The 16592-nt window shown below is 69.9% G+C and carries 14 protein-coding genes and 1 pseudogene; 11 read left to right on the top strand and 4 right to left on the bottom strand.

The window, feature by feature from the left end; translation table 11 throughout:
• Positions 1-2558: tetratricopeptide repeat protein (locus ACBJ59_RS48080; protein ID WP_375116729.1), on the bottom strand; the 2558-nt coding region annotated here is incomplete at its 3' end.
• A gap of 607 nt (positions 2559-3165) precedes the next feature.
• Here ACBJ59_RS48080 and ACBJ59_RS48085 point away from each other — a divergent pair.
• From ACBJ59_RS48085 to ACBJ59_RS48115, 7 genes and pseudogenes are all read left to right on the top strand, one after another.
• Positions 3166-3411: pseudogene (locus ACBJ59_RS48085) on the top strand (serine hydrolase domain-containing protein); the annotation flags it as partial.
• A gap of 34 nt (positions 3412-3445) precedes the next feature.
• Positions 3446-3553, top strand: a complete 108-nt coding sequence (locus ACBJ59_RS48090) for a BTAD domain-containing putative transcriptional regulator (RefSeq protein WP_375116896.1) — start codon at positions 3446-3448, stop codon at positions 3551-3553.
• A gap of 1018 nt (positions 3554-4571) precedes the next feature.
• Positions 4572-6488, top strand: a complete 1917-nt coding sequence (locus ACBJ59_RS48095; RefSeq protein WP_375116730.1) for a serine hydrolase domain-containing protein — start codon at positions 4572-4574, stop codon at positions 6486-6488.
• Positions 6489-6508: 20 nt separating this feature from the next.
• Positions 6509-7180, top strand: coding sequence for a response regulator transcription factor (locus tag ACBJ59_RS48100; RefSeq protein ID WP_375116731.1), 672 nt, complete (start codon positions 6509-6511; stop codon positions 7178-7180).
• Positions 7177-8235, top strand: coding sequence for an ATP-binding protein (locus ACBJ59_RS48105; protein WP_375116732.1), 1059 nt, complete (start codon positions 7177-7179; stop codon positions 8233-8235). Before ACBJ59_RS48100 ends, ACBJ59_RS48105 begins: the two co-directional genes overlap by 4 nt.
• A 17-nt stretch (positions 8236-8252) precedes the next feature.
• Positions 8253-8663: a nuclear transport factor 2 family protein gene (locus ACBJ59_RS48110; RefSeq protein ID WP_375116733.1), complete on the top strand. Its 411-nt coding sequence runs from the start codon at positions 8253-8255 to the stop codon at positions 8661-8663.
• 110 nt (positions 8664-8773) lie between these two features.
• On the top strand, positions 8774-9022 hold the full coding sequence (locus ACBJ59_RS48115) for a hypothetical protein (RefSeq protein WP_375116734.1): 249 nt from the start codon (positions 8774-8776) through the stop codon (positions 9020-9022).
• 111 nt (positions 9023-9133) lie between these two features.
• On the opposite strand, the gene ACBJ59_RS48120 is transcribed toward ACBJ59_RS48115, so the two are convergent.
• Both ACBJ59_RS48120 and ACBJ59_RS48125 read right to left on the bottom strand, forming a co-directional pair.
• The gene (locus ACBJ59_RS48120; RefSeq protein ID WP_375116735.1) at positions 9134-9589 is read right to left on the bottom strand and encodes a lamin tail domain-containing protein; all 456 of its coding nucleotides are present in this window, start codon (positions 9587-9589) and stop codon (positions 9134-9136) included.
• Positions 9590-9780: 191 nt separating this feature from the next.
• Positions 9781-11028, bottom strand: coding sequence for an esterase/lipase family protein (locus ACBJ59_RS48125; protein WP_375116736.1), 1248 nt, complete (start codon positions 11026-11028; stop codon positions 9781-9783).
• Between the two features lie 450 nt (positions 11029-11478).
• Here ACBJ59_RS48125 and ACBJ59_RS48130 point away from each other — a divergent pair, with 450 nt between their 5' ends.
• Positions 11479-12219: a VOC family protein gene (locus ACBJ59_RS48130; RefSeq protein WP_375116737.1), complete on the top strand. Its 741-nt coding sequence runs from the start codon at positions 11479-11481 to the stop codon at positions 12217-12219.
• 190 nt (positions 12220-12409) lie between these two features.
• Positions 12410-14089, top strand: coding sequence for a serine/threonine-protein kinase (locus ACBJ59_RS48135; RefSeq protein WP_375116738.1), 1680 nt, complete (start codon positions 12410-12412; stop codon positions 14087-14089).
• Positions 14090-14229: 140 nt separating this feature from the next.
• Here the strand turns inward: ACBJ59_RS48135 and ACBJ59_RS48140 are convergent, their stop codons facing one another.
• On the bottom strand, positions 14230-14433 hold the full coding sequence (locus tag ACBJ59_RS48140; protein ID WP_375116739.1) for a hypothetical protein: 204 nt from the start codon (positions 14431-14433) through the stop codon (positions 14230-14232).
• Between the two features lie 191 nt (positions 14434-14624).
• On the opposite strand from ACBJ59_RS48140, the gene ACBJ59_RS48145 reads away from it, so the two are divergent.
• Positions 14625-15785: an RNA ligase RtcB family protein gene (locus ACBJ59_RS48145; protein ID WP_375116740.1), complete on the top strand. Its 1161-nt coding sequence runs from the start codon at positions 14625-14627 to the stop codon at positions 15783-15785.
• Complete coding sequence (gene prfH, locus ACBJ59_RS48150) at positions 15782-16447, top strand: peptide chain release factor H (protein WP_375116741.1); 666 nt, start codon at positions 15782-15784, stop codon at positions 16445-16447. The genes ACBJ59_RS48145 and prfH overlap by 4 nt, the downstream gene beginning before the upstream one ends.
• The last annotated feature ends 145 nt before the right edge of the window (positions 16448-16592 follow it).

A 16592-nucleotide genomic window follows, 5' to 3' on the forward strand; every position in this document is an offset into this window, starting at 1 on the left:
CCTCGCCTAAATACGGTCCGCCGGAGGGTCGGGGGGGCCGCCGTCGCCCGGGCCGCCGCGACGCCTGCCTGCCAATTGAGCGACCATCCCGCAGCAAGGCCCGTGCCAACGGCGATGGCGCTCCACATCAGCAGCCGACGGACGCGGATAGCCAAGATGATCAACATCGGCGATCCTATACCGTCGTGGTTGTCCAACTTTCGGAAGACGGCGTAGGCGTCGCTACAGGCAGAGATCGCATCGTCGAAGCGTCGCATCCGGTACTGGGCCGCTCCGAGCTGTGTCAGCGCCATGGCCTCGTCGTAGGGGTCACCGACCTCCTGGAAGATGGCGACGGCTTCCCGGTGGGCTGTGATGGCTTCTTCGAAACGCCGTACCTCGGCGAGAGCAGAGCCAAGAATAGCCAATGCCCTCCCTTCTTCAAGACGGTCGCCAGTTTCGCGGAAGATGGCGGCGGCGGCTTCGCAAGCGGCGATGGCCTTGCCCAACTTCCGTACCTCATACAGTGCGGACCCAAGGCTGGCCAAGCCTGCGCCTTCGTCATGACGGCTGCCGGTCTCGCGGTAGATCGCGACGGCCTCTTCGTAAACGGTTATGCCTTCGTCGACACGTCCCGCCTCTTGCAGTGCTGATCCCTGGCCGCTCAATGCGATGCCTTCACGATAGCGATCACCAGTTTCGCGGAAAATGGCGAGGGCAGCTTTGTGGGCGATGATCGCCTCGTCGAAACGCCGTGCCTCACGCAGGGAGTTGCCTAGATTGTCCAGGGCTGTTGCTTCGCCGTGGCGGTCGCCGAGGTCATGGAAAATGGCTGCGACGTCGGCGTACGCGGCGATCGCCTCGTCGGAGAGGCCCATCAGGTACAGGGTGGATGCGCGATTGCCCAGCGCCGTTGCTTCGCCGTGCCGGTCGCCAACGGCATGGAGGAGGGCGATGGCCTTGTCATGGGCGGCGAGGGCTTCGTCAAAACGCGTCATACGGCCAAGAGCCGCTCCGAGCTGACTCAGCGCGCTACCTTCGCTTTCGCGGTAGCCAAGGGCCCGGGCTGCGTGTACGGCATGGTCGGCAAGGATGACGGACTCAGCGAACGATCGGCGCAATTCCAGATACGGGGCCAGAGCCAAGGCCAGAGCGCACGCTTTGCCGACATGGAGAACATCGCCATCAGCGGCGGCGGCCTCCACGGCCGCCACCAGATTGGGAAATTCTGCATCCAGCCACGGAAGTGCCTGCTCCGGGCTGTCGAAGCCGCCATCGAGGCGGGCAGGCGACAGATGGTTGGCCGCGGCGGTCGCGGTGTCCAGGTAGTAGTCCAGCAGTACGGTGAACGCCCGTAGCCGGCCGTCGGACTCGGCAAGGATGTGGCCCTGCTGGTCGGCGAACAGACGGACGAGGTCGTGCATCCGCCAGCGGCCGTAGCTCATGCCGTGCTCGATCAGATGTGCCCTGGCCAGGGCTTCCAGTTGCCGCCGGACGTCAGGCAGATCCTGCTCGACGAGTGCGGCCGTGGCGGCGGTGGAGATGTCTCGGCCCGGGTTGACGGCCATCAGACGGAACAGCCGTGCCTGCTCAGGAGCGAGATGCCGGTATGACAGCTCAAATGTGGCGCGAACCGTCGCATCCCCGTACCGCAGCTCTGTCAGCCGCGACCCTGCGGCGGCCAGGTCGGCCGCCATATCCCTCAGCGGCCGGTGTGGATCGTCGGCGAGCAGGGCGGCCGCGATCCGCAGCGCGAGCGGCAGGCACCCGCACAGCCGGGCTACCTCCGCGGCGTCGGTCTCGTGCTCGATGACGCGCCGATCGCCGGGATGGGCGAGGTCTATCGCCCGTCCGAGAAGAGAGATCGCCTCCTGAGGTGTCAGGACGTTCAGATCCAGCAGGCGGGCGTCCAACATGCCCATGGTGTGGCGAGAGGTCACGATGGCCCGGCAGCCGGAGTCGCCCGGCAGCAGCGGTCGTACCTGTTCGAGGTCGGCGGCGTTGTCGACCACCACCAGAATCGGCCGTTCGGCCCGGGCATAGGCGGACAGCACTGAGGCGTACAGCCGTGCTCGATCCTGCGTCTCGAATGGTATGTGTTCACCCGGGATGCCTAGGGCACGCAACAGCCCATCCAGAGCATGGCCGGGGTCGAGGCGCCGGCCGGGGTCATAGCCGAAGAGATCGACGAACAGCACGCCGCCGGGAAACCAGCCTCGTGCCAGCACCGCTCGGGCCGCCTGGATCGCCAGCTCGGTCTTACCGACCCCACCCATACCGCCGACCGCCGTCACCACCACAGCCGACGCCCCGCCGATTGATGGGCCGGGCTCCAGGGCCGTCAGCAGATCACGCAGGGAGTCGGCGCGGCCGGTGAACGCCGGTGAGCCCGCGGGGAGGCCGAACAGCGCCGGAGTCACCTGTGGCGGCAGTTGTACGGTGATGTCACGTCCTTGGATCACTGCCGAGAAGAAGATTCCGCCACTGATCTGGTTGTGCATTTCGGCGGCCGTCACCTCATCCGGCGGGTCGTGATTGGGACGGTGACGCGGAAAGCCCGAGATTGATCTGGTGAACATCACGACTCTGCACGACGGGGCCGTCGAAGACACCCCCGCTGATCTCGTTGTGCACCGCTGCCGGATTATCGGGACCGGCGCACGTCCCAGGGATCGGCGCTGCCGCGTTCGCGCGGCGAGTGGTCAGCGTGTCGTATAGCGCAAGAGCCAGACCCGCCACTCCCACGAACGCGCCGACCACGCTGGCTGTCTGATCGGCCTTCGCCAATCCGACGTGGAGAAAGTACGCGCCCATTCCTACTGCGGCCACTGCGAACAAGGCGCCACCGGTCCATTTCGCAACGCGTCCTGCCATTCTTCCATCATGCCGCACCTGAAGATCGCGCGAAGATAGTTGTGAGTCATCTTGCTCTCCCATGATGCGAAGTACTCGGCAAGAGCAGCGGTCGCCACGAAAGGCCCAGCCGGCCACGTCCGACACATGCCCTGAATAAGAACGGGTCCCCTCCCAGCACACCAGGCGGCTACTGCTGGTCGAGCGCGACGGCCTGCCGGATGTAGTCGCGCAGGGCGTCGCGGTTCACCGTGTCCGGGCTTTTGAGCTTGACGTGCCTGGTGGTCTTTCCCACCCCCTCCAGCAGGCCGTGGTCGTCACGGAACCGACCCGGTGACCGGGCGGCCGGTCACCTCGGACACGCCGTTCCAGGTCACCTCGACCGGCAAGGGGGTGGCCTCCACCGTCGTGCACGTGCTCGTGGAACGGGGCGATCTCGCGTACGACACTTCCGTGGCCGAGATCTGGCCGGAATTCGGCGCGTACGGCAAGGGCCGCGCCACCTTGGGCCACGTGCTCAACCACTCGGTCGGCGTGCCGGGCCTGCCCCGGGGCACGACGCCCGAGGACCTGACCGACTGGGACAAGATGTGCGCGGCCACGCGCGCTGCACATGCTCGCCCTCTACCGGGACGGGCGGCAGGGCGAGGCCTTGAGCAGCTACGAGGAGTCCCGTGCCCACCTGGCCGAGGAGCTCGGCCTGGACCGGGGCCTACCCTGACCGGGCTGCACCTGTCGATCCTGGCCCACGATCCGGGGCTCAACGCGCCGCGCGCGCCGGCCCCGGCGACCAACCTGCCCAACGTCCTCACCGACCTGATCGGCCGCGACGGCGCGGTCGCCGAGGTGCGCGCGCTGCTGGAACACCATCGGCTGGTGACGCTCACCGGCTCGGGCAGGGTGGGCAAGACCCGGCTCTCCATGGACGTCGCCGCCCCGATGGCCGAGACCATGACCGACGGTGCCTGGCTTGTCGAGCTGGGCGCGTTGCGGCCAGACATGCCGAGGAAGCGGGAATCGCTCACCGACCTGCTGATGGCGGTCCTCGACATCCACGACGGCGGCGCCCGGCCCCAGGACGCGCCGACCGACCGGCTCGTCCGCGCCCTGCGCGCCCGGCGGCTGCTGCTGGTGCTGGACAACTGCGAGCACGTGATCGAGCCGGTCGCGGAGCTCGTCGGCCTCCTGCTGCGCGCCGTGCCAGGGCTGCGCGTTCTCGCCACCAGCCGGGAGCCGCTCGGCCTGGCGGGCGAGGTGGTGTGGCCCGTGCCGCCGCTGGAGGTGCCCGGCCTCGGCGACGCCGACCCCGCGACGCTGGAGCGCTTCAGCGCGGTACGGCTGTTCGTGGCGCGTGCCTCCGCCGCGGCGCACGGTTTCGCCCTCACCCCGGACAACGCGGAGGCCGTCGCGGTGCTGTGCCGCAGGCTCGACGACATCCCACTGGCGCTGGAACTGGCCGCCACCCGCGTGCGCACGCTGGGGACGCACGGCCTGCTCGCCAGGCTCGACGACCGGTTCCGGCTGCTGCCGACGGGACACCGGGGCGTGTCGGCAGCGTCACGATGGGCGCCCGCGCGTGATCCGCCGGCGACAACAATCGGCGCAAAGCCCACACATGGGTCTTGAGATCGGCCTTCGCCGAATGTATCGGCCGGTCCGGCTACAATGCGTCGACAAGCGCGTCCCGTGACACGGTCTTATTGGCGCTGATCAATAATATTGCGAGCAGGAGGCGCCGTTTGGCGCGACCGACAACGATTTCCTCGCCCGTGCAGGCCGTCACGGACAACGGCCCGAGTACGTGGAACCGCATCGCCACCTCCCTCATCACAATCATCCGGCAGCGCTGTCCAGAGAGGCTGCCGCATCTTCGGCATATTGGCAACCCCCAGGTCGGAAGCCATTCCGCGGGGTGCGGGGCTCGTTTACATCTCGTTCACAACCGTGCTTCTAAATTTGCCCCCATGAAGAAGCTTGTCGCCGTTCTGGCCGTAGGCATGCTCCTCAGTAGTGCCGCATGCACCGAGGATTATCCTGGGCCGGAAAGTCAATCTATTTCCGCCGGCCCGCCCCCGTTGTGCGCACGGGAAATGGACGCGGCGTTCAACTCCTGGGCGAAGGCCGGGTTCAGTGGTTCCGTCGCCATCTCGACCGGCGATGGATTCGACTGCCTGGCCGCGTACGGATCGGCGAACGACGCCACGGCCACACCCAACACGGTCGACACGGTGTTCAGCATCGGTTCGATCACCAAGGCGTTCACCGCGGCCGCGGTCTTCCACCTGGTCGACGACGGGAAGCTGGCCCTGGACGACCGCGCGGGCAAGCTCCTGCCGGAGCTCGACGGCCCCGTCGCGAACGCCACCGTCGAGCAGCTGCTGCTGCATACGAGCGGCCTGAACGGCACCCACGCGAATGACACCGAGCCGATGGGCCGGGAAGCCGCCCTGAAGGCGATCGACGGGCTGGAACTCGCCGCCAGGCCCGGTTCCCGCTACCTGTACTCGAACGCCGGCTATACGCTGTTGGCACTGATCATCGACAAGGTGTCGGGTTCGAGCTACCGGGACTACCTGGCCTCGCACATCCTCCCGCTGCCCGATGGCCGGGTCGCCGGTGGCTACTGGAACGGCAAGCCGGCTGCTCCGGCACCGCGCGCGCTCGGCTACCTCGAAAGCGGCGAGGCCGGCGAGTCCGGCGATTTCGCGGGGCCCTTCTGGGCCGTCGAGGGCAACGGCGGCCTGGCCATGACCATGAAAGACCTGGTGACCTGGACGCGCGCGCTGTTCACCGGAAAGGTGGTGTCCCCGCAGTCTGCCAGGGCGATCGCCACCCCCGGGCGGGAGATCAGCGAGGGCCGCGCCGAAGCGTGGGGCTGGGTCGCGTACGACGCGTCGGTGTACGGCAAACCGTTCCTGGCCACCGCCGGCGGCGGAGGTGACATCGGCCACAACGCGGTCCTGGTGTGGGTGCCGGAAGACCAAATGGTCATCGCGATGGCCGCCAACAAGCCGAAGATCTCCGCCGAGAAGCTGCTCGAGACGGTCGGCCCGGCACTGGCCCTCGGAAAGCCGCTGCCCGTACCCACGGTCGAGGCCGGCAGGGGTGACCTGGCGGCGGCGGCCGGCACGTACGAGCTGGGAACCGGCGGGTCGTTCGAAGTCGCCGTCCGCGACGACCACCTGGCCGTCACCGCGACCGGCGCCGACGCGGTGACCGCGCTGTTCCCGCCACCGGCCGGCATCTCCCCCAGTGACCTGCGCAAACACGAGGAGCAGGTGGCCGCGCTGCTCGCCGGGAAGACCCAGGAAGGCCGCAAGGAACGCGCCGCTTTCGAGCGCCAGTACGGCCCCATGGGCGACATCACCCTTACCGGCACCATCGCGCACGGCGACGAGATGCGTACCTACGTCACCATCGCCAGCGGCAGTAAGTTGATTCCGGGCTGGTTCTCGCTCAATGCGGCAGGCGGCGTCAAAGCGGCAGAGATACCCACGAAGGGGGCAGCGACCTTGCACTTCCTCCCGTCCGGCGACGACCGGTACCACCCGGACGACCCCAGCGGGGTCCGCCCGGACGTGACCGTGGCCTTCGCCGACGGCCGCATGACCGTGACCGGACCCGCCGGATCGACCGCCGCCACGCGGGCCGGCTGACGGCATCGGCGGGCGGCGGCGTGCGCATCCTCCTGGTGGAAGACGATCCCGATCTGGCGCAGGTCGTCGCTCTTGGCCTGCGGAACGAGTCGTACGCGGTGGACGTCGCCGCCACCGGCGACGACGCCGAGGAACACCTTCGGACGACCGTGTACGACGTCGCGTGCCTCGACCTCGGCCTGCCCGACGGGGACGGGATGGACCTCGTCCGTCGCCTCGGCCACGATCCCGACCTGCACCGCCCCCGGCGACTGCTGGTGGTGACCGCACGCGACGCGGTCGCCGACCGGGTCGCCGGCCTCGACGCCGGCGCGGACGACTATCTGGTCAAACCGTTCCACTTCGCCGAACTCACCGCCCGCCTTCGCGCTCTCGAACGTCGCGCCGACGAGCACGGCACCACGTTGGCGGTCGGCGACCTGCTGCTCGACCTCGCCGCGCACCGCGCGTGGCGGTCCGGCGCCCCGTTGGACCTGACCGCGCGCGAGTACGCGCTCCTGAGGTACTTCATGCACCACCCCGGCGAGGTCCTCTCCGCCGAGCACCTGCTCGAACACGTGTGGGACGCCAACGCCAACCCGTTCACCTCCTCCGTACGGGTCATCCTCAGCCGCCTGCGCAAGAAGCTCGGCGACCCCGCGCTGATCGACACCATCGCCAACGTCGGCTACCGACTCAGGGCTCGGCCATGAACCAGCGCTGGCGGTCGCTGCGGATCCGCCTGGCGGCTCTCGGCTTCCTCGCCATCTACGTGCCGGCGCTGCTGTTGTTCGGCGTCATCCTCGCCACGGACACCGAGACCGTGTCCACCGTACGGGCCGGCGCGACGGACACCGAGACGACGACCCGGCACCTGTCCGGATGGGCTTTCGGGACCCTCATCGCCCTGGGCCCGGTCGCCGCCGCGCTGGCCTGGTGGTGGGCCGGCCGCGCGGTGCGGCCGCTCCACCAGGTGCGCGCGGTCGCCGAGGACATCGAGGCCACGGACCTCAGCCGCCGCACCGGCCTCGACAACGGCCCGATCGAGGTCACCGCCCTGGCCGCCAGCTTCGACGCCATGCTCGACCGGCTGGAGGCGGCCGCGGAGACGCAGCGCCGACTCATCGAGGAGGCCAGCCACGAGTTACGCCTGCCGCTGTCAGTGCTGATGACGAACGCGGAGGTCATCCTCGCTCACCCCGCCCCCACCGCCGACATCTACCGGCAAGCCCTGGAACGCTCACGGAAGGCCGCCGATCGACTCCAGCGAACGATCGAGGAGCTTCTCGTCGATGCGCGCGGCCGGGCCCGCACCATCAGCCGCCGGCCCACCGACCTGATGGTCACCCTTCGCGAGATCGCCGGCGACGCCGCCGTCCTGGCCGCGGTGCGGCAGGTCACCCTGTCCGTCACCGGGCCGCCATCCGCCGTGTGCCGGGTGGACGAGCCCACGGTACGGCGCGCGATCTCCAACCTCGTCGACAACGCCATCCGGTACGCGCCGGCGGGTTCGACCGTCGGCGTCCACATCGAGACGACACCGGCGCAGGTCGCCGTCGTCGTCACCGACCACGGCCCCGGCATCCCACCCGACCAGCAGGAACGCATCCTCGAACGCTTCTGGCGCGGTGGGGACAGCGGACCCGGCGCCGGGCTCGGCCTGCCGATCGCCGGCCAGATCGCCCAGGCCCACGGCGGCACCGTCACCGTGACCTCACCAGGCCCATCAGGCGACGGCTCCGTGTTCCGGCTCACCCTTCGCCCCTGACCACTGTGGAGAGGCAGATGAACATCGATCAATGGCTGACCCGATACGGCCAGGCCTGGCGGGACAAGGACGCGTACGCCGCCGCCGGACTGTTCACCGAGGACGGCGTCTACCTGTCGTCGCCGACCGCGCCGGCGCATGTCGGCAGCGACGCCATCGCCGCGTACTGGCGCCGGGCTACGGCGACGCAGCAGGAGGTGGACCTGAGGTTCGGGCGGCCGGTGATCAACGGCCGCCGGGTTGCGGTGGAGTGGTGGGCGGTCATGCGCGATGCCGACTGGCAGCCCGACGCGACCGGCGACCGGGTCACCCTGCCCGGCTGCCTGATCCTCCGGTTCACCGAGGACGGGCTGTGCGAGGAACTGCGCGAGTACTACAACCCCGTTTTCGGCGAGGCACTGCAGCCACCGACCGGCTGGGGCCGGTAGCCACACGTTGACCGGGTGTGTACCGGGGCCGGCCATCGTTGTCGGCACCAGCGTGCGTGCCCCGGGAGGCCAAGATGCCCGTACAACAGATCGCAGTAGTGTCCGTCCCCGTGTCCGATGCGGTCCGGTCGCGGGACTTCTACGTCGACGCGCTCGGCCTCGCTGTGATCCGTGACGACAGCTCGACACCGGGCATGCACTGGGTCGAGGTCGCGCCCAAGGGAGCGACCACCTGCGGCGTGGTGTTCGACCAGGAGCCGGAGACGCGGCCGTACGGCATCGAAGCCGTGCTGCGCGACCCCGACGGCAACCGGCTCGTCCTGCTCCAGCGCACCGGGCAGCCAGGGCCCGCGGCCTAGTTTGTACTGAGGGGAACGACGCGGACGACGCCTGAGCCGCGTTAGGCGGGCGGCGTGATCCGCGGCGACGAGGCCGTCCCCAGGGCTGAAGGGAATCTCTGCCGGGTGTCCCTACGCGCAGTTCTTCCAGTCGCCCGCGCTCCCCCACGAGCAGGTGTCGATCTTCTTGAGGTCGCTGCCCCGGTAGATGCCCGCCGCGTCCCCGTCGTTGTTCCACACGTACCACTTGCGCTGCCAGTACAGGGTGGTCGAGGAGTCCTGGCCCTGGCCCGAGCGGACGGTGACGCTCTTGCCCGGCTTCAACGTGAAGCGCGGGAACCTGAACCTGTATCCCGTCTCGTCGCGCAGGACCCAGCGCTCCATCTGGATCGCCTTGCGAGTGGTGTTCTTGAGGACCACGTACTCGCCGTTCAGGCTGGTGTTGCCGCCCCTGTCGCTGCCGGGAGAGTCGAAGTACGCCTTCGTGAACATGACCGCGGGGTTCGCGGCCTCGGCCGGCGCGGCGACGAGCGTCGAGGCGAGCAGGGCTGTCCCGACGGCGGTGGCGGGAACGAGACGACGAAGCATCCGGACTCCTGAGCATCAAGAAATGGAACGTGACAGGAGTTGGACGTGGGAGCACCGGATCAGGTGGTCGCGTACCGCTGTCCGGATGCGGACACGGAACGGAAGCCCCGGGAGCGCCACCCTGGCTCCTACGGGGCAGATCGGCCCGGAATCCGGAACCAGGGCGGCGACAAGGGGGACATGCGAGACGGTCAGCCGAGCCAGGTCGTGATCTGGGACATGGCGGTCGCCGACCAGCCGAGCTTGAGGTGGTTGAGCGGGAGCGTCACCGTGGCGGCCCGGTTCGCGAGGCCGTCGGGCGCGGTGCAACTCGCCACGAAGACGGCCCCGTCGGACGGTCCTGTGTGCTCGTTGTGCAGCAGGGCCATGTCCGGCATGTTGCCGCACAGCTGGTAGACCGGAACGCTCGCAGGCGTCCCCGCGTTGATGAGGGACTGCACGAGCGAGCCTCTGTCGATGGCCCACTGGATGCCGCGGCCGGAGGTGTAGAAGCCGGTGCCGCCGTAATAGGTGGTGTACCAGTCCTGCTCGGCGGTGGACAGGGGGTAGACGTTGTCCCATCGGTAGAGCATGTCGTCGGAGCCCGGGTAGGCGGCGCCCTCGTAGCTCAGCTCGGGGTGGTTGCGCCACAGGCCGTAACAGACCATCTGGGTGTGGGGCGCGGGCGCGTTCAGCGAACCCCCGCATTCCGGAAATATCGCGAAATCGTGGGTCCAGCCGTGCCGGTAACCCCAGTCGAAGCCCTTGTTCGGCCCGCCGACGAGGATCAGCTTCCGGACGTCGCCCGCGTAGGCCGTGCCCCAGGACTTGCGCATCGACGAGACGTACATGCGCGCGTTGAACGCGCCCTTCGACCAGCCGATCACGTCCACCTGCGCGGCACCGGTCTTCGCCCGGATCCTGGCGACGGCGTCGTGGATCTGCTCAGCCCAGTAGTGGCCGTCCCCGGTGATATGCGGGAAGCCGATCGCGAAGACCTTGTAGCCCCGGCCGCTGAGGTGCTGCATGAGTCCGGTGGTGGGGCAACTGGCCTGGCCGCAGCCGTACGAGCCGCTGGCGTTGGGGTTGGCCCAGGCCAGATCGGCGGTTTGGTTGGCGCCGTGCACCAGCAGCACGGGAGTGTTCTTGGTGCCCGTCTGCCAGCCCGGCGCGTGGTACAGCAGGAACCGCGAGGAGTGCGGGCGGGCGACGTCACCGAACAGGCGCCTGGTCTGTCCCGTCTGATCGCCGCGACCGTCGGGCGGGTAGGTCTCGGCCAGGAACCCGGTGGAGTTGTCCTTGTAGCGCTCGACGAGCGCCCAGCCGTTCTCCAGGCCCGAGGTGTAGGCGGCCTCCAGCGTCACCGACCCCGTCGCGGTCGCCGCGGCCGGTGTCGTGAGCAGCGCACCGGCTGCTAATACGAGGGCCGCGGCTATTCGTATCCACGAACGTCGTCCCATCAGACCTCCCACGAAGCTGAGATGAGTCAAGTTCGCCCGATCTGGAGGCGCCGGTCAATGTGAGCCGCACCCATAGTTCCGTGTCGGCCAGTACCTCGAAAACGGAGCGACGCAAGGAGCCGAGACCGCACCACGCTGAAGGCCGTGACACCCGATCTCGCCGACGCACGGGACCGCCTGGTCCCTCCCCGTCGGCTTCGCCTGACTGTGGCTCGTGGATTCGCATCCCTCCAGCTCATGATCGATAGCCGGGGGACGCCCATGGACGGTTCCGGGCGTATCGCCTGAGGGCGGCGGCAACCCGGCCAGTGCCGTCTTCGGCCCGCAGGGGCCGGCGGTGTGGCCTGCCCTCCAGTGCCCGGAGAGGAGGCACACCGTACGGACGGAAGTGGCGTAGCGCCTGCTAGCGGGGCTCATAACGCTCGTCTACCTGGGCATATGATCGGCGGCATGGCGCTGCGACTGGTACAGGTGAATTTCAAGGCCCGGGACGACTCGGCGCTCGGTCGGTTCTGGGCGGAGGCGCTCGGCTGGGGTGTTTCCAGCGAGGCCCCCGGCGTGACCAACCTCGAACCCGAGGGCTTCGTCTGGCCGGACCCCGCCGGCTTCTACCTCGATTTCGTCACCGTCCCTGACCCCGAAACGGTGAAGTACCGCGTGCACCTCGATCTCGCCACCACCTCTGCGGCCCACCAGGCGGAGTTGGTCGCGCGCCTGAAGGAGCTCGGTGCGACGCCCGCCGATGTGGGGCAGGGCGACGTCCCGTGGACGGTTCTGGCCGACCCGGAGGGCAACGTGTTCTGCGTGCTGGAGCCTCGGGAGATCTACCGGGATACCGGGCCGATCGCCGCGATGGTGGTCGACTGCGCGGATCCGCGGGCCATGGCCCGGTTCTGGGGCGAGGCGGGGGACCTGACCGTGCACGAGGTGAGCGACGATCATGCGCGGCTGCGCTCCGCCAAGGGTGCCGGGCCGTATCTGGAGTTCCTCCGCGCGTCGCCGGGCGGGAAGACCGTGTGGAACCGCGTCCATCTCGACCTGCTGCCGGACCCCGTTGACGGTCAAGAGGCGGAGGTGGCCCGGCTACGGGCTCTGGGCGCCACCGCCGCCGACGTCGGACAGGGCGATGTTTCGTGGAAGGTCCTGGCCGACCCGGAGGGCAACGAGTTCTGCGTCCTCGGACGGGGCTGACGCAGGGCTGCATCGCCTGCGGAGACCGTCTTCCGACATGGGAGGGCTCGGACGGCACACGACACCGGCTGAGGCCGCCGGGCCGCAGCCTGGGAAGGTCGCCTGCGAGTCCGCGTTCGCGGCCGGTGGGTAGGCCATGCGGGATAGCCTGGGCGTGGCGTGAGATCGCTACGAATGGCGGGGGGAGCCGGTGACGGACTCTCGGGTGGTGGGCATGGGCGGCCCGGGACGTATCGGTGAGCATCAGGTCGTGCGGCTCCTCGGTGAAGGCGGGCAAGGGGCGGTCTACCTGGCGCAGTCGCCCGACGAGGGACGGGTGGCGGTCAAGGTGCTGCACCGGCGGCTCGCCGCCGATCCGGAGGTCCGGCGCCGGTTCCTGCGCGAGGCGGAGGTCGCCGCCAGCGTCGCGCCGTTCTGCACGGCGCGGGTGATCGGCACCGGGATGCTGGGCGAGCAGCCGTACATCGTCAGCGAGTACGTCCCCGGCCCGTCGCTCGACGAGCTGGTCAAGCGGGACGGGCCCCGCGCCGGCGGCGGGCTGGACCGGCTGGCGATCAGCACGCTGACCGCCCTCGCCTCCATCCACCGCGCCGGGATCGTGCACCGCGACTTCAAGCCGGGCAACGTGATCCTCGGTCCCGAGGGGCCGGTCGTGATCGACTTCGGCATCGCCCGCGCCCTCGACGCCATGGCCACCACCAGCCAAGTTGCCGGCACTCCGGCGTACATGTCGCCGGAGCAGCTCAGCGACCAGCCGCTCACGCTCGCCTCGGACATGTTCTCCTGGGCGGCCACGATGGTGTTCGCGGCGACCGGGCGAAGGGCCTTCACCGGCTCCCAAGTGCCGGCGATCATGCATGCCATCCTGCACTACCCGCCTGACCTGTCCGGGGTGCCCGAGCCGCTGCGCGCGATGGTGGCGTCCTGTCTGGCCAAGGACGCCACCGACAGGCCGACCGCCGAGCGCCTGCTGCGCGACCTCACCTCCGGCGACGGCCGCGGCGCCGTACGACCCGGCCGCGCCGCCGAGCAGACGCTCGAGGACAAGCCGCGGTCCGCTCCGCCGGCGGTGCCCACCGCGCCCTCGGCCCTGGACGGAGCGAAGGGGCGGCCCAGGCGCTCGCGCGGGTCGCTGGTCGCGGCCGGGGCCGTGCTGGTGGCGCTGGCCGTGACCGCGGGCGTACTGCTCGTGCCCTCCTGGCTGGCCGGGAACGAGGGCGGCGGCGAGAAGGCTGCGGCCACCGCATCCGCCGTCGCCCCGCCGGTGATCGACCGCAGGGCGTACCCGGCGGTCGACGTGGCTGACGGCTTCGACGCCGCCGCGGCTGGCCACGACGGCTACCAGCCCTACAGCGAGGAGGTGATGCCGGTGGTCAAGGTCGATGGCGGCAGGCTCACCGGCGAGGGTCAGAGCCCGTTCTTCGGCTGGTTCGCCCTGCCCGGGGCACCGTCCTCCGGTGACACAGTCAGCGTGATCACCCTGGGCGCGTTCGCGAGCACCGGTGAGGCGGAGGACAGCGTGTTCGTCGGCCGGGTCAAGGACGCCGGCAACTACATCGGCGCCTGGTACAACAACACCCGCAAGGAGATCGGCATCGACGTGCGGGTCGACGGCGAATTCCGCCACGAACCCAACAGCGCCAGTCTGTCGCTCGCGCCCGGCGACCGCCTCGCCCTGGTGCTGTCAGGCGGCACCACGATCACCTCGTACGCCGAGACAGGCGGCACCTGGCGGCGCCTGACCACCGCCCGCATCGACCTGCTGACCACGCCACAGGAGCGGGCACGGTGGCGCCACGGGTTCGGCATGCGCGGCACGACCGGCACGATCGCCCTGGACGCCGCCACGGGGCACAGCGCAGCAGGGTGAACACCGGAGGTTCACCGTGGTGATCGGCATGAATCCACGCGACTCCCCCCAGCCTCGGGATGGAAGGCGAACAGGTGAGCCGGCGAGTCGTCGGCCCGGATGCTGCGGCGCAGTCCCTGCCGCCGGCCGAGGTGCCGGAATCAGCCGCCGATGCCGGCTCGCGCGTCGGCTTCGGTTGCCGAGCTCATCGAGTACCACTTCTGGGACACCTCGGTGTCCGCCGACCCGAACGACAGGCCGGCCAGGATCTTCGCCCGGCAATGGCCGGGTGAGACGTGGCGGGTGAGCGGCAGCATGGAGCTCGCGGGTGTGCGCGACGGCGACGCGAGGGAGATCTCATGCACAAGCGACGACGGGACTTGCGGGCATACCGGCCCGTACGGTCGAAAACCACTTGCCTCGTACGGCGGGCCTCGGGGAACGTTGTTTCCATGATGCGCTGACGGATTGCACCCGCTGTTTCGAGATTGCCACGGCGCCGACTCGCGCGCCGTGATGCCGCCCGCCCATGCCCCGTTCAGCAAAGAGAGCGTCCTTGTCTCAGCAACATCCCCGGCCACCGGCCACCACGGCCACGGTCACCGTGTTCGCCTCCCCCACGAGCTGGATCGAGTCCGATGCCGTCGCGCAGTGCCACCAGGTGGCCGCACTCGACGGCATGACGCACGTCGCCGCCATGCCGGACCTGCACCCCGGCAAGGGCGCCCCCATCGGCGCCGCCATGGCGTCGACCGTCTTGTACCCGTTCCTGGTGGGCTCCGACATCGGGTGCGGCATCGCCGTGTTCCCCGTCAAGCTCAAGCGCGCCGTACCCGAGAAACTCGCCGCCCGGTTCCCCGACCTCGATCGCGCGCTGCACCCTGAGCAGGATGCCGGCGATCCCGCCTGGGCCGTGGTGAAGGGCGACATTCCCGCAGGTCACGTCGAAGGGCTCGGCACGGTCGGCCGGGGCAACCACTTCGTCGAGCTGGCGCGGATCGGGACCGTCTTCGAGCCGGACCACGCCGGCCGTCTCGGGCTGGCCGCCAGCGACCTGGTGCTCATCGTGCACAGCGGTTCCCGAGGGCTGGGCGAACGGATCCTGCGGGCGCACACCGAGGTCCACGGCGCGGGCCCGGCTGCCGATCCCGAGGCCTACCTGGCGATGCATGACGACGCCGTACGCTGGGGGTCGCTCAACCGGCGGCTGCTGGCCGCCCGGGTCGCCCATGCGCTGGGGGCCGAGCCCACCGAGCCGATCGTCGACCAGTGCCACAACCTGGTCGAGCTCCGCGACGGGAGCTACCTGCACCGCAAGGGGGCGGCGCCGGGTGACGGCCGCGACGTGCTCATCGCCGGTACGCGAGGCACCCCTTCCTACCTCGTGGCCGCCCACGCCGGGCCGGACGCCGGGCATTCCGTGGCGCACGGCGCGGGCCGCAAGATGTCGCGTGCGGACGCCCTGCGCCGGGGGCGGGCCAAGCACACGGTCGAGGAGCTGCGCCGTACGCCGGTGGGGTCGCTGGTGGTGTGCGGCGACCGGCAACTGCTGTTCGAGGAGGCGCCTACGGCGTACAAGCGGATCGAGCAGGTGATCGCCGACCTCGTCGAGCACCGGCTGGCCACGCCCGTGGCCACCACGATCCCGCTGGTCACCTACAAGACGCCCGACCTGGGGTCCGCGCCCCGTGGCCGCCGTAAGCGCGGCCGGCCGTGAGCGTTCACCTGCTCCTGTCGGCCGGGCGGGGCCCGCAGGAGTGTGCCTGGGCCCTGGCCGAGCTGCTGCACCGCCTGGAAGCCGACGCCGCCCGGCAGGAGCTGGAGACCCATCGGGCCCAGACTGTTCCCGGGGACCGGCCGGGCACCTACCGATCGGTCCTCGTCCGGATCGCAGGAGACGACGCCGAGACGTTCGCCGCCTCGTGGACCGGAACCCTGTGCTGGCAGGCCCCCAGCCCGTACCGGGCCGGCACCGGCCGAAAGAACTGGTACGTCATCGCCCGGCCGTGCCGGCTCGACACCCCGCGCACGGCGTTCGCGGAAGCAGACGTCGACATCGTCGCCTGCCGCACCGGCGGCCCCGGCGGCCAGCACCGGAACAAGGCGAGCACGGCCGTACGGGCGACCCACCGGCCCACCGGCATCGTCGTCGTGGTCGACACCGAGCGGCAGCTCAGCCTCAACCGCCGCATCGCCATGCGGCTGCTGCGGCAGCGCATCGAACGCGGCGACGAGGCGGCGGAGCACGCCGTCACCACCGCCCGCTGGCGCATCCACGACGAGCTCGTACGCGGCAACCCCACCCGCACCGAACGCCCGGAACCGTCGAACCAGGACCCGGCCCCACAGGTGCGGACGCGCCGGCGACGGCGGCAGTGACTCTGTCGATGAGCCGCGACGCCGGAGGCCGATTCGGTGCCGGGATTCTCCGGCAGACCGGCCGACCCAGCGCCGGAGCCGGGACGTCAACGGGCCGGGCGAGCCGATCCGGCCATGGGCGACCGCGTCCGGAGGTTGCATCTCA

The organism is Nonomuraea sp. MTCD27, assembly GCF_041950495.1.
Lineage (GTDB): Bacteria > Actinomycetota > Actinomycetes > Streptosporangiales > Streptosporangiaceae > Nonomuraea.

What these genes read in the sequence shown, in the direction of transcription:
- ACBJ59_RS48090 (WP_375116896.1), top strand. Translation starts at nt 3,446, where the DNA reads ATGCTCGCCCTCTACCGGGACGGGCGGCAGGGCGAGGCCTTGAGCAGC.
- ACBJ59_RS48105 (WP_375116732.1), top strand. Translation starts at nt 7,177, where the DNA reads ATGAACCAGCGCTGGCGGTCGCTGCGGATCCGCCTGGCGGCTCTCGGC.
- ACBJ59_RS48110 (WP_375116733.1), top strand. Translation starts at nt 8,253, where the DNA reads ATGAACATCGATCAATGGCTGACCCGATACGGCCAGGCCTGGCGGGAC.
- ACBJ59_RS48120 (WP_375116735.1), bottom strand. Translation starts at nt 9,589, where the DNA reads ATGCTTCGTCGTCTCGTTCCCGCCACCGCCGTCGGGACAGCCCTGCTC.
- ACBJ59_RS48125 (WP_375116736.1), bottom strand. Translation starts at nt 11,028, where the DNA reads ATGGGACGACGTTCGTGGATACGAATAGCCGCGGCCCTCGTATTAGCA.
- ACBJ59_RS48130 (WP_375116737.1), top strand. Translation starts at nt 11,479, where the DNA reads ATGGCGCTGCGACTGGTACAGGTGAATTTCAAGGCCCGGGACGACTCG.